A 12,972-nucleotide genomic window follows, 5' to 3' on the forward strand; every position below is an offset into this window, starting at 1 on the left:
TGCCGCCGGCACCCACCCGCCGGAGGGCGGGACGGGCCGTGCGAGCCGCCGGCTCTGATCCCACCCACACTCCACCGGCTCGCACGTGCCACCGCCCCCCATCCGTCACCGGCCGGCCCCCGACGAAGCGACCGACAGCCGCCGGTCACACCTTCGGCTGTGCGCTGGTGGCCAGGGAACCGCAGAGCGCCGTCGCACTGCCCGTCGCGAACGGATCCGTGCCGGCCGGCCCACCCGCCTTCGCGCTCTGGCCGGCCAGCAAGGGGTGCAGCCGGTTCGTGGAGTCCTCCGCGCACGACAGCGGTCCGGCCTGGACGTAGGAGACGACCAGCTGGGCCGTGTGCATCCGCAGGTCGTCCCGGTCGAACCGGAAGTGCAGCTCGCGCCGGACGGTGAACAGCGAGACCTCGGCATCCGCGCCGACGGTCGACCGCAGCGCGTACACGAACGTGTGGTCCGCGGTGACCTCTAGTGTCGACGAGTCGGTCTCGGCGGCCTGGAGACTGCCCTGCACCCGGATCCTGTCGTCGGCCAGGTGTGTCTCGGCGGGGTCGAAGCGGACCAGCCACCCGGTCGGCGCGTGCCGCCCGTCCGGGGTCGGATGGGCGAAACTCTGGTCGAACTGGTCGAGTTGGTCGGTATCGAGGAGGACCCGCACCCCACGGACCTGGTCACCGGCGAGGACGTCGGGGTCGAGCGAGGACCGCACGATGTAGTCCTTGGCCGTGGTCAGCGCGCTCACGACCTGGCTGTCGGAGAAGTGCTCGGTGCGGCGGGAGACCGGGAGCGGGATGCCCTCGGCGCCGATACGGAACTGCGCGGCGGGGCTGTGCGCGTACAGGTACTCGGCGTCGGGGTGGCCCGGGACCCTGCCCTCGGGGGCCAGCGGGATGACGGTCATCCGCAGCGGCTCGACGGGCTGCTGGGCCGCGGAGGTCTGGTAGGGGTTGCGTACGCCCATGTAGATCGCGGTGCCGAGGGCGAGGGCGATCAGCAGGACCAGGATGAGCGCCTGCCGGGACAGTCCCCGGCGCAGCGGCGGGCGGCGGCGCACGGCGGGCGCGTGGTCGGCGATGCGCTCCTGCGCGGAGTACTCCTGGAGCCGGGCAGCGCGGACGAACGACTCGTCGAAGACGACGGATCGGTACTCTTCCTCGCCACCTCCGGGGCCGCCCTCGGGTGTCCCCTCAGGCGGGTCTCCAGGCCCTCCCATATCTTCAGAGTAGGTCTCGGGGAGCTCGGGTAAACGCCCCGCTGCGCGACAAGTTCTGACAGGTTCTCACCAGGTTCGTCAGAGGTCGGTCCAGGGAGTGCCCGGGGAGTGCTCAGGGAGTGCGCGGAACCGCGGAGACGGCCGGATGGGAGTAGTCGGCGGACGCCGAGGGGGTCGCCGTGCTCGCCTGCTCCAGGCCGGTGGAGGCGGGCGGCGGAACCCGGTCGCGGCTGCCGGTGGAGGAGCCCCGGTAGACCGCCGTGAAGGCCAGCGCGACCATGCCGATGCCCATGACCAGGGCGAGCATCCAGGCGACGGGGCGGTGCCAGCGGACCTGTTTGCCGTACGTCCCCGGGGCGCTGTAGCGGCCTTCGAGGATCTCGGTGTCGTCCAGGTCGTCGAGGTCGGGATCACGGCCGAAAGCGCCGCGTCCGTAGCCGTCCTCGTACCGCTCGCCTCTGGGGCGGGCGCGGCGGGCCTCGGCCTCGGAGGCCTCCGCTCTGGCCTGGGCGGCGGCCAGGAGGCGCTCGACGGCGGTCGGCTCGTGCACCACGGCCGCCTGTACGAAGGCCTCGTCGAAGACCACGGAGGCGAACTCTTCGTCCGACACCCCGCGGTCGTGGTCGTCGTCGGGCTCCCAGCCGTCAGGGAACGGCGTGCCCCCCACGTCCTCCGGCACGGATCCAGAGTAGACCTGGGGGGTCATTTTGGGCAGACGGTATGGAAATTCATCCGCCCTGTGAGACGCCGCCGGTTCGTCCCCGGCCGGCGGGCTCAGCGGCGGATGTGCCCGTCGCCGGTGACGATGTACTTCGTGCTGGTCAGCTCCGGCAGGCCCATCGGGCCGCGGGCGTGCAGCTTCTGGGTGGAGATGCCGATCTCCGCGCCGAAGCCGAACTGGCCGCCGTCGGTGAAGCGGGTGGAGGCGTTGACCGCGACGGTCGTGGAGTCGACCAGCTGGGTGAAGCGGCGGGCCGCCTGCTGGGAGGTGGTGACGATGGCCTCGGTGTGGCCGGAGGTCCACAGCCGGATGTGCTCGACGGCCTTGTCGAGGGAGTCGACGACGGCTGCGGCGATGTCGTAGGAGAGGTACTCGGTGTCCCAGTCCTCCAGGGTGGCCTCGACGACGGTCGCCTCGGTGTCCTTCGCGTACGCGAGCACGCGCGGGTCGGCGTGGACGGTCACCCCGGCCTCCGCGAGGGCGTCCAGGGCGCGCGGCAGGAACTCGGGGGCGATGTCCTGGTGGACGAGGAGGGTCTCGGCGGAGTTGCAGACGCTGGGGCGCTGGGCCTTGGAGTTGATCAGGATGTCGATCGCCATGTCGAGGTCGGCGTGGGCGTCGACGTAGACGTGGCAGTTGCCGGTGCCGGTCTCGATGACGGGGACGATCGACTCGGTCACGACGGTCTGGATCAGCGAGGCGCCGCCGCGCGGGATCAGTACGTCGACCAGGCCGCGGGCGCGCATCAGCTCGCGCACGCTGTCGCGGTTCTCGCCGGGCACGAGCTGGATGGCGTCGGCGGGCAGCCCGGCCCCGCCCACGGCGTCGCGCAGGACCCGCACGAGGGCGTTGTTCGACTCGTAGGCGGAGGCCGAGCCGCGCAGCAGGACGGCGTTGCCGGACTTCAGGCACAGGGCGGCGGCGTCGACGGTGACGTTCGGGCGGGCCTCGTAGATGATCCCGACGACGCCGAGCGGGACGCGGACCTGGCGCAGATCGATGCCGTTGGGCAGGGTCGAGCCGCGGACGACCTCGCCGACGGGGTCGGGCAGCGCCACGACATCCCGGACGTCGGAGGCGATCGCGCGCACCCGCTCCGGGGTGAGGGTGAGCCGGTCGATGACGGTCTCGCTGGTACCGGCCTCGCGGGCCTTGGCGATGTCCTTGGCGTTGGCCTCGACGATCTCGCTCGTACGGACCTCCAGCGCGTCCGCGATGGCGAGCAGCGCGTCGTCCTTCTCGGCCCTCGGCAGCGGGGCGAGGTCGGCGGCGGCGGCCTTGGCCCGGTAGGCGGCCTGGGTGACCGGAGTCATGGAGTCGTACGGCGAGAGCGAGGTCATACCGGAAGGGTAGTGCGCCGCGCGGGGCCGTCCAGCGGGTGTTCCACAGCGCGAGACGGGATCAAAGGGACACCGGTGGGCGGGTGTCGGAGGGCGGCGCTCAGTACGGGTGGACTCCGACCGGCGACGCCGGCGGCGGACCGTAGCCTTCCGCGATCCGCTGGTGGTAGGTCTGGCGGTCGATGACCTCAAGACCGACGATCTCCCACGGCGGCAGGCCCGCGGTCTGGCGGTGCTCGCCCCACAGGCGCAGGGCCACGGCGGCCGCGTCGTGCAGGTCGCGGGCCTCCTCCCAGTACCGGATCTCCGCGTGGTCGTTGGCGTAGCGGCTGGTCAGCAGGAAGGGGTGGTCGTGGGCGAGCTGTTCGAGGGCGCGCCGGAGCTCCTTGAGCGGGGCCTCCTCGCCGGAGACGCTGAGCGTGACGTGCCACAGCCGGGGCAGGTCCTCGGGTTCCTCACGCGCGAAGCGGTCCCCGGCGGCGACGCTCGTCAGCGCCCGCTCCTCACCGGCCGCCCGCGCGACGGAAGCGCCGGGGCCGCCGCGGGAGGCCGTCGCACCGTCGCGGGACGCCGCCGCCCCAGGGCGCACTCGTCTCACGACGGCCTCCTTTACGCACAGATCGACCCCATGGGTCGGCGGAATGTGTCCCTGAGACAAAGTTGAGCAGGCCGCAAGAGCTCGTGGGGCGGTTTTGCGGAACGTCCACCTCAGGGCGACGCTCTTGGCAGGGCGTTCACCCCGTTTTCGGGCACCCGGGGCACCCGGGGTGCCCGAAGCAGCCGGTTGGCCGGTGGCCATGGGCCGGTGGCCGTCAGGGGTGCAGGATCACCAGATCGTCCCGGTGGACGACCTCCCGCTCGTACGCGGGCCCCAGCTCCCGTGCCAGTTCCCGGGTCGAGCGGCCGATCAGCCGCGGGATCTCCTTGGCGTCGAAGTTGACGAGTCCGCGGGCCACCGCGTGTCCCGTGCCGTCCCGCAGTTCGACGGGGTCGCCCGCGACGAACTCGCCCTCGACGGAGGCGATCCCGGCCGGCAGCAGGGACGTGCGGCGATCGACGACCGCCTTCACCGCCCCGTCGTCCAGGGTCAGGGAGCCCTGCGGGGTGGACGCGTGCTGGAGCCACAGCAGCCGGTCCGCGGAGCGCTTGTCGGCGGGGTGGAAGTAGGTGCCGGTGTCGCCGCCGGACAGCGCGTCGGACGCGTGGACCGTGCTGGTCAGCACCACGGGGATGCCGGCGGCGGCCGCGATCCTGGCGGCCTCGACCTTGGTGACCATGCCGCCGGTGCCGACGCCCGCCTTGCCCGCGCTGCCGATCTCGACGCCCGCCAGGTCGGCCGGTCCCCGCACCTGAGCTATCCGCGAGGTACCCGGCTTGCTCGGGTCGCCGTCGTAGACGCCGTCGATGTCGGAGAGCAGGACCAGCAGGTCGGCGTGGACGAGATGCGCGACGAGTGCCGCGAGCCGGTCGTTGTCGCCGAAGCGGATCTCGTCGGTGGCGACGGTGTCGTTCTCGTTGACGATCGGCAGGGCACCCATCGCGAGGAGCTTGTCGAGGGTGCGGGAGGCGTTGCGGTGGTGGGCGCGGCGGCTCATGTCGTCGCTGGTCAGCAGCACTTGGCCGACGCGGACGCCGTAGCGGGCGAAGGAGGCGGTGTAGCGGGCGACGAGGAGGCCCTGGCCGACGCTGGCGGCGGCCTGCTGGCGGGCGAGGTCACGGGGGCGGCGGCGCAGCCCGAGCGGGGCGAGTCCGGCGGCGATGGCACCGGAGGAGACGAGGACGATCTCCTTCTCGCCTCCGCTGCGACTCTTGGCGAGGACGTCGACGAGCGCGTCGACCCGGTCGGCGTCGAGGCCGCCGGAGGCGGTGGTCAGCGAGGAGGACCCCACCTTGACGACGATCCTGCGGGCCTCGCCCACGGCCTGCCTTGCCCCTGCCACCTTGTGTCCTGTCCCCTCGCGCCACTTCGGGTACCTCGCCCGCAATGTACGCGAAGGGGACGCGGGGACGCGCATCCGTCCAGTCCCCGGACCCGGTACCGGACGCGTTTTCACCTCGGCCCGGTTCCCCTTCCGAGAAAAGCGGAATTACACCCTCCCGTTAATCGAAAGTGAATTCTTTCCGACATCAGGATGTACAACCATTCACCTTCCGCCCGTGTCGAACCGGCCATGAACATCCGTCGGCTGCGTGCCGTCCTCCGCGTTCCCGGGAAAAGCGAACTTCTCCTGGTGATCCTTTTCGCCGCCGGTTTCGCGGCGCTTCCCGTCCTCGCGCTGCTGCCGTCACTGTGGGGCTTCACGGCGGCGTGGGCCGTGACCTATCTGGCGGACGAGGCACTGCACGCGAAGGCCCCGGGGTTCGTCCGCCGCCTGGCGGCACTACAGCTCAGCCGCACCCTGCGGTTCGCCGTGCGCACCGTGATGCTGCTGGCCCTGGCCGACCGGATGGACGCGCCGGACATGGTGCTGGTCACCGGGCTCGCCGCCCTCAGCGCCCATTTCCTGCTGGTGACGATGTATTCGGCGGTGCATCATGCGATCCGCAGGAGACGCGTGCTCCCGGTGATCGTGCGCAATCTCGACATGAGCGGAATCGAGATCCCCGAACGACCGCCCGCTTATCTCTACCGGCGTTTCCTGCGCAAGCTGCTCCACCTCGATCTGCCGGCCCACGCGGGACTTCTCACCGCGCTGGCAACCGGAACGTGGTATTCGGCCTACGTCGGTTACGCGCTGACGACGGCCGCCTCGCTGGCCGCCCTCACCGCACTGCTGGGACGGTTCCGCGCGGTCCGCCGGATGCCCGGCCGGGACGCGGTGATCGGCGAGGTCAACCGCCAACTCGCCGGACACCGGCCCGAGGTGGCGCTGTACTTCAGCTTCGCCGCGGTCTCCCGCGACTTCATGTACCAGGTCAACATGTGGATCGAGACGCTTGAGCAGCTCGACCGGCGCCCGGTGATCGTCCTTCGCGAGCGGGCCTCGTTCCGCTTCCTCGGCCGGACCCGGATCCCCGTCATCTGCGTGCCCAAGGCGGACGACCTGGCCGAGCTGGAGCTGTCCGGCGTCCGGGTCGTCCTCTACCCCGGCAACGCCGGCAAGAACGTCCACATGCTGCGCGTCGCCGAGGCCAAACACGTCTTCATCGGGCACGGCGACAGCGACAAGCTCGCCAGCAGCAACCGCGTCAGCAAGGTGTACGACGAGATCTGGGTGGCCGGAAAGGCGGGCCGGGACCGCTACCGGCGGGTGCGCCACGCCATCAGCGACGAGGCCATCGTCGAGGTGGGCCGCCCGCAGCTGGCACCGGTCCGGCCGCACGCCGGCCACGTCCCGGGCCCGGTGCCCGTCGTCCTGTACGCCCCCACCTGGGAGGGCTGGAGCGACGACGACTGCCACACCTCGCTGATCCCGATGGGCGTACCCCTGATCGAGGGGCTCCTCGCGGAGAACGTCCGGATCATCTACAAGCCGCACCCCCTCACCGGCAAGCGCTCCCCCGAGGCGGCCGCCGCGGACCGGGCCATCAGGGAGCTGCTGGGAGCCGGCCACGACAAGGGCGTGGAGAGCGCGAGACCCCGGCTCCAGGAGATACGGACCCGCCTCGGCGAACTGTCCGGACACCACGAGGGCGACGACGCCCAGCAGTTGAGGGACGCGCGGGTCCCCGACCGGGACGGCGCCGCCGAGTGGCAGGAGCTGCGGGACGAGTGGCACCGGATCTTCTGGGAGAGCCGGAGCAGCGCACGCCACCACGTGATCCTCGACCAGCTCCCCACCCTGTACGAGTGCTTCAACCAGGCGGACCTGCTCATCAGTGACGTCTCCTCGGTGGTCGCCGACTTCGTGGCGAGCCTCAAGCCGTACGTCCTGACCAACGCCCAGGACCTGCCCGACGAGGAGTTCCGGGCCGCCTACACGACCGCGGGCGGCGCGTATCTGCTCGACCGCGCCTGCGGCCGGCTGCCGGAGATCCTGCGTTCGGTCCGCGAACCCCGCCACGACCCGATGGCCCCGCAGCGCCGTGTTCTCAAGGAGTACGTCCTCGGCCCGGACCACCCGTCCTCCATGAAGCGCTTCAACGCCGCCGTCAACGAGCTGGCCGTCCGCTCGGACGCGGAACGGGCCGAGGATCTCGTGACCCCGCTCGCGTGACCCCGCGCGGCCTGTCGCACCGGGTTCACCGCCACGCCGGGCAGCGGACACGCGCGTGTCGTCCGAAGGCCGGTACCCGTTAACCAAGGCGTCCGTCTCGCGACGACCTTGGAGTGACCTCAGTGCGCACACCCCTCCCCCGCCTCCGGTCCGCGCTGCGGCTGCCGGGCCGGCAGACCGCGACGAGAGCCCTCGTCGCCGCCGTCCTGGCAGCCGCCGTCGTCGCCCAGGCCGTCGCCGCCCTGCGCCCGCACGTCCCGTTGCTGCTCGCCGCCGTGGCCGCCTCCCTGGCCGCCGAGGGCGTCCTGCACCGGTGGCAGCGCGGCATGGTGTCCCTGTTCGCCAAAACGCACGCGGACATCACCGTGCGGCATGTCCTGCGCGACCTGCTGCTGGTCGTCGGCCTGCTGCGGCTCGCCCCGGAGGCCGAGGAAACGGCGTACACCCTGCTGGTGGCCGGTCTGCTCGCCTTCTACGCGCTGCACTGCGCGATCCAGTCGGCCTCCGTCCTGGTCCGCCGCACCCGCACCCTGCCGGTGCTCACCCGGAACATCGACGCCTCCGCGCTGCGTCTGACCCCGGCCCCGTCCGCCCTGCTGCGCCGCCCCGGCCCCCGCCTGCTGGTCCACGGTCTGCCCGCCACGACGGGGCTGCTGGTCACCGCGGCCACCGGTGAACCCGGGTGCGCGGCCTTCGGCATCGCCATGTCCCTCGGGCTCGCGCTCATCGGCCTGTACGACCTGCTCGTACGGCTGCTGCCGAGCCGTCGGCCGGCGGGCGAGCAGGAGGTGCTGGACTGGTTCGAGGCGTGGCTCGCGGAGTACCGGCCGACGGTGGGCCTCTACTTCTCCGGCGGGGCGTCCTCCGCCTACCAGGCCAACATGTGGCTGGAGCCGCTCGCGAAGCTCGACGCGAGGCCGGTCATCGTGCTGCGCGAGCGGTTCATGATGCAGAGGATCGCCGCGACCGACGTCCCGATCGTCTGCCTGCCGAAGGTGTCCACGCTGCTGCGCCTGGAGCAGTCCACGCTCCAGGTCCTCATCCACCCGTCGAACTCCGGCAAGACCTCGCAGGTCCTGCGCATCCCGACGATCAAGCACACCTTCGTCAACCACGGCGAGAGCGACAAGCTGTCCTCCTGCAACCCGTACGCGAAGGCCTACGACGAGGTGTGGGTGGCCGGCCCCGCGGCGCGCGAGCGGTACGCGGCGGCCGAGGTCGGCGTCGAGGACAAGGACGTGGTGGAGATCGGCCGCCCGCAGCTGGACGCCGTACGGCCGCACTCGGGGCCGCCCACGGGCACGTACCTGACCGTGCTGTACGCGCCGACCTGGGAGGGCTGGGACGGCAACCCGGGCAACACCTCGGTGGTCGAGGCCGGCGAGAACCTGGTGCGGGCGCTGCTGGCGGATCCCGGCGTCCGGCTGCTGTACAAGCCGCATCCACTGACCGGATCGGTGGACGCGAGGGCTGGTGCTGCGGATCTGCGGATCCGTGAGCTGGTGCGGGCGGCGAACCGGGAGCGGACGGCGCAACGGCCCGCCGACGACGGTGAACTCGCGCGAAGCACAAGCGAGTTGGACCGGCTCACCACGGCGTCCTTCCGGGCCGCCGCGGACTCGGTGGAGCGGATGCTGCTCCAGTCCACCCCGGAGCGCGGCCGCGCGGCCGCGGTGACCGGGGCCACCGCGGCCTGGGAACGGGCCTACTGGGCCTCGCTGCCGGAGGGGGAGCACCAGGTCGTGACCGCCGCCCGGCCCACGCTGTACGCCTGCTTCAACCGGGCCGACCTGCTGATCAGCGATGTGTCGAGCGTGGTCAGCGACTTCCTGGCGAGCGGGAAGCCGTACGCGGTCGCGAACACCAGCGGGCTGAGCGAGGGCGCGTTCCGTGCGGCCTTCCCCACCGCGGGTGCGGCGACCGTGCTGACGCCGGACGCGGTGGGTGTGCCCGCGCTGCTGGACGCGGTGCGGCACCCCGAGCGGGACACGTTCGCGGCGGCGCGGGCCGAGCTGAAGCGGCTGCTGCTGGGACCGGACGAACCGTCGTCGCAGGAACGGTTCGACATGGCCGTTCAGGCGCTGTGCGCGGTGGCCCGGGGACGGCGGCTTCCCGGGCAGCGGCGCGACGAGGAGACCGTGTCGGTCTCCGGGACGCTCACGCTGCCGGGATGAGAACCCTTCGCGCTTTGCGGACCGCCCGGCGCAGCAACTGGTCGACCCCCACCTCCCGGTAGCCCGGCACCTCGCGGGCCTCCCGCGGCTCGGCCAGATAGAGCGAGTCGGCGAGACCCGTCGTCCGGTCGCGGAAGAAGGGGTACGCGAAGTACACCCGCCGTCCCCCCTTCTCCAGCACCGTCTCCGGCGTCTTCTTCGCCTTCATGAACTCCAGGACCTCCACCAGGAGATCGGGACGCCCCGACGCCACCAACTGCAGCCGCAGGCGCTCGTGGACCCGGAGACGGTGGGCCACCTCGCCCGTCCAGTACGCGTCGACCAGGGGTTTCGCCAACGCCAGCTTCTCCTGGCGGACCGCCTCGCTGTCCTTCAGGAACTTCGGGCCGAACTGCGGGAGCAGGGTGACGAGGAAGGGGCGGACCATCAGCGCGTCACGCCTGGCACCCGCGGGGACCATGTCGGCGATCAGGTTCATCAGGGCCCGCGCGGAGTCGAAGCGCAGGGTGTGACTGCCGGTCCTGGTGACGTGCTTGCCGTCCTCGCGGCCCACCAGGTAGTAGCAGGTGTGGTCGGCGATCACGGAGACGCCGTCGGCCCGCAGATAGGCCTCCATCGTGAACAGGGCGTCCTCGCCGGTCCACAGGGACTCGTCGAAACGCATGCTGTGCCGTTCGAGGAACGCGCGGCGGAACAGCTTCTGCGCGCTCAGCGTGAACTTGATGTTGGACGAGAAGACGTCGGTCCGCTCCAGTGTGCTGCCCCACATCGACGTCGGCGGTTTGCGGTTGACGCCCTCGACCCGGCCGAGGACGACGTCCGTGCCGTTGCGGTCGGCCATCGCGACCATCCGTTCCAGCGCCTCCGGGGCGAGCCGGTCGTCGGCGTCGAGGAAGAAGACGTAGCGCCCGCTCGCCTTGCCCAGGCCGACGTTGCGCGGGCCGCTGGGGCCACCGGAGTTGTCCTGCCGGACCACCATGACGTCCAGGTGTGTCCGTGCCGCGAACTCCTCCAGGTACTCCCCGGTGCCGTCCGGGGAGCCGTCGTCGACGGCGATGACCTCGATGCGGGCGGGGTCGAGGGTCTGTGCCTCGACGGAGGCCAGGCAGTCGACCAGGTAGGGCATCGCTTCGTAGGCCCCGATGACCACGGTCACGTCAGGCTGCACAAGGGACACGGTTCCCCCAGTCACGGTGATTGCTTCCGGCACCGGGATATACGCAAAAGGGCCCGGTTTTCGGTAATCAGCGCCGAAAACCGGACCCTTTCTTTACGAAGTGCTGGTCAGACCACGGTCTCCGCAGCTCCCGCCGCCGCCCGTGACTCCTGGCCGACGTTGCGCGCCTCGGCCTTGATCGCCAGGTTCGCCACCGCGGTGTTGAACTGCTCGATCGAGGTCGGCTCGTCCGGCCCGAGCAGGTACTGCTTGAGCTCCACCCGGTCCTCGGCCAGCGGGTCGGCCGCCGGGTCGCGGACCGCGTCCAGGAGCCCGCCCAGTTCGGCCGCGCTGTTGGACAGGATCGTGGCGGCCCGCACCGCGGTGTTCTGCCGCTTGAACTCCTCCACGCCCAGCTCGGCGGAGTCCGTGACCGCGTACGGCTTGCCGCTCGCGATGAAGTCGGAGACCACGCTGGAGATGTCGGAGACCATCGCGTCGGACACGTTGAAGCAGTCGTACAGACGCGGCTCGGCACCGGTGATCACGCGGTGCTCCCACACCGCGAAGGAACGCCAGTACGCCTCGTTCCACTCGCCTCGCAGCCGGGCGATCTCCTCGTACTTGACGACGTCGACCACTCCGTCGCGGGAGGCTTCGGCCTCGTCACCCTTGTCGCCGCCACCGCCGGCCAGCATGGCGATCCGGGCCTCGATGCGGGCGAGGTCGGCCTTGGCCTGCGCCTGCGTGCTCGCGTCGGCCGGGAAGCGTGGGTCGGCGGCACGCTCGGCCGCCGCCTTCTCGATCAGGTCGGTGACCTTCTGGTGCGCGGCGCCGGCCTTGGCGAGGACCGTGCCGGTGAAGGGGTGCGGCTTGTAGAGGACCCGCACCGGAGGGTCGGCCTTCAGCAGCTTCCGCACGATGCTCTCGCCGGCCAGCATGAGCGAGGTGTTGCCCGGGTCGCCGTCCCAGCCCTCCCAGGTGGGCGCGTACAGGACCGTGGGCATACGGCCCTCGGGCACCCCCGCCCGGAGCTGGATCGGCGCCAGCTGCGGGCGGCCGACCTCGACGATGTCCTCGTCGCGGACGCCGACGTCGGCGATGGCGTAGCGGTCGCGGCCCGCGCGGCCGGCCACCCACACCTCGTCGTACGCCTTGCTGAACGGGTTGACGCTCGCCAGCTTGTCGCTGTCGCCGTGGCCGATGAAGACGTGCTTCATGGTGGGGACGCGCAGCAGGTGGATGTTCTTGCCGACGTTCGCCGCGTACAGCGCGACCCGCACCGTGGACAGGTCCATGTTCATCAGGTGCACCCCTCCGGGCACGCAGATGACGGGGACCGTGGTGGGCGCGAGGCTCTGCAGTATGGCCCGCTCACGCAGGATGATCAGCGGCCTGGAGTCCAGCTGCTCCATGGTCTCCAGCCACATGTTGACCTGATAGACGGACTCCTTGGAACCGGAGAAGTACAGCACCGTCTCCGGCTGGTAGTCGCGCAGCCAGTCGTCGACCTTGGCGAGGATCTTGTCGGCGTTCGGCGGGACCTTCTTGCCGCGCACGTACGGCATCAGCGCGACGACGTACAGGGAACCGAACGCGATCGTCACGGCGATGCCGAGGAAGGCGGGCAGCGGCGAGTCCAGCTGGGCGGCGACGATTATGCCGACCACGGCCGCGAGGTCGAGGTGGAGCATCTTCTCGGCGGAGCGGTTGAGCAGCCCCAGCGGCGGGGCGTCCGGGATGCGGACGCGCGAGGCCAGGTCGACGTTGCGGGTGGCCACCGGCAGCCGGCGGCGGTTGCGGATCAGGGTGACCAGCGCGCCGTGCGGGGCCTGGAGGCCGTAGAACGCGATGAAGCAGGCGGTCGCCGCGTAGAAGATCAGACCGTCCGACAGGTTCATGCGGGCCAGCAGCAGGATCAGCAGGAGCTGTCTGATCAGGAAGCGGATCGACAGACCGGCGCGCACCTTGCTGAGGCGGTTGACCAGATAGCTGCCCTGGCGGTGCAGATAGTGGTCCGCGAGGTAGGTCACGGCGGTCGCGGCCGCGAAGGCGGGAACGCTCGGGACGAGCGCGGCCACCATTATGGCGGGGAAGCCCGCCATCATGAGGACCGCCGCAGCAAGCTCGGCCGCGCTGCCCACCCGGGCGACGCGAATAGCGGTGCTTATCACTGAAAACCTGCTCTGGGAGGGATGCCGGTTGTTGACG

At 71.2% G+C, this 12,972-nt stretch carries 9 protein-coding genes; 2 read left to right on the top strand and 7 right to left on the bottom strand.

Annotation, left to right across the window (positions count from 1 at the left end; all coding sequences use genetic code 11):
* Positions 1–145: 145 nt before the first annotated feature.
* From ACZ48Z_RS17460 to proB, 5 genes are all read right to left on the bottom strand, one after another.
* A complete protein-coding gene (locus ACZ48Z_RS17460) occupies positions 146–1,213 on the bottom strand; it encodes an SCO2583 family membrane protein (protein WP_468736718.1) in 1,068 nt (355 codons plus the stop codon).
* Positions 1,214–1,325: 112 nt separating this feature from the next.
* Positions 1,326–1,892 carry an SCO2584 family spore wall biosynthesis protein gene (locus ACZ48Z_RS17465; RefSeq protein ID WP_468736719.1) on the bottom strand — a complete coding sequence of 189 codons (567 nt, stop codon included), beginning with the start codon at positions 1,890–1,892 and terminating at the stop codon, positions 1,326–1,328.
* A 95-nt stretch (positions 1,893–1,987) separates the two neighbouring features.
* Positions 1,988–3,274, bottom strand: a complete 1,287-nt coding sequence (locus ACZ48Z_RS17470; RefSeq protein WP_468736720.1) for a glutamate-5-semialdehyde dehydrogenase — start codon at positions 3,272–3,274, stop codon at positions 1,988–1,990.
* Positions 3,275–3,374: 100 nt separating this feature from the next.
* Positions 3,375–3,872 carry a hypothetical protein gene (locus ACZ48Z_RS17475; protein WP_468736721.1) on the bottom strand — a complete coding sequence of 166 codons (498 nt, stop codon included), beginning with the start codon at positions 3,870–3,872 and terminating at the stop codon, positions 3,375–3,377.
* A 214-nt stretch (positions 3,873–4,086) separates the two neighbouring features.
* Complete coding sequence (proB, locus tag ACZ48Z_RS17480) at positions 4,087–5,193, bottom strand: glutamate 5-kinase (RefSeq protein WP_468736879.1); 1,107 nt, start codon at positions 5,191–5,193, stop codon at positions 4,087–4,089.
* A 312-nt stretch (positions 5,194–5,505) separates the two neighbouring features.
* Between proB and ACZ48Z_RS17485 the strand changes: the two genes are divergently transcribed.
* The gene (locus tag ACZ48Z_RS17485; protein ID WP_468736722.1) at positions 5,506–7,431 is read left to right on the top strand and encodes a hypothetical protein; all 1,926 of its coding nucleotides are present in this window, start codon (positions 5,506–5,508) and stop codon (positions 7,429–7,431) included.
* 155 nt (positions 7,432–7,586) lie between these two features.
* Positions 7,587–9,605 carry a hypothetical protein gene (locus ACZ48Z_RS17490; RefSeq protein ID WP_468736880.1) on the top strand — a complete coding sequence of 673 codons (2,019 nt, stop codon included), beginning with the start codon at positions 7,587–7,589 and terminating at the stop codon, positions 9,603–9,605.
* Here the strand turns inward: ACZ48Z_RS17490 and ACZ48Z_RS17495 are convergent.
* Together ACZ48Z_RS17495 and ACZ48Z_RS17500 are read right to left on the bottom strand one after the other, a co-directional pair.
* The gene (locus ACZ48Z_RS17495) at positions 9,589–10,782 is read right to left on the bottom strand and encodes a glycosyltransferase family 2 protein (RefSeq protein ID WP_468736723.1); all 1,194 of its coding nucleotides are present in this window, start codon (positions 10,780–10,782) and stop codon (positions 9,589–9,591) included. The two genes, ACZ48Z_RS17490 and ACZ48Z_RS17495, sit on opposite strands and share 17 nt — an antisense overlap.
* Before the next feature lie 107 nt (positions 10,783–10,889).
* On the bottom strand, positions 10,890–12,935 hold the full coding sequence (locus tag ACZ48Z_RS17500; RefSeq protein ID WP_468736724.1) for a hypothetical protein: 2,046 nt from the start codon (positions 12,933–12,935) through the stop codon (positions 10,890–10,892).
* Between the last annotated feature and the right edge of the window lie 37 nt (positions 12,936–12,972).

This window comes from Streptomyces sp. NPDC031225 (genome assembly GCF_055570355.1).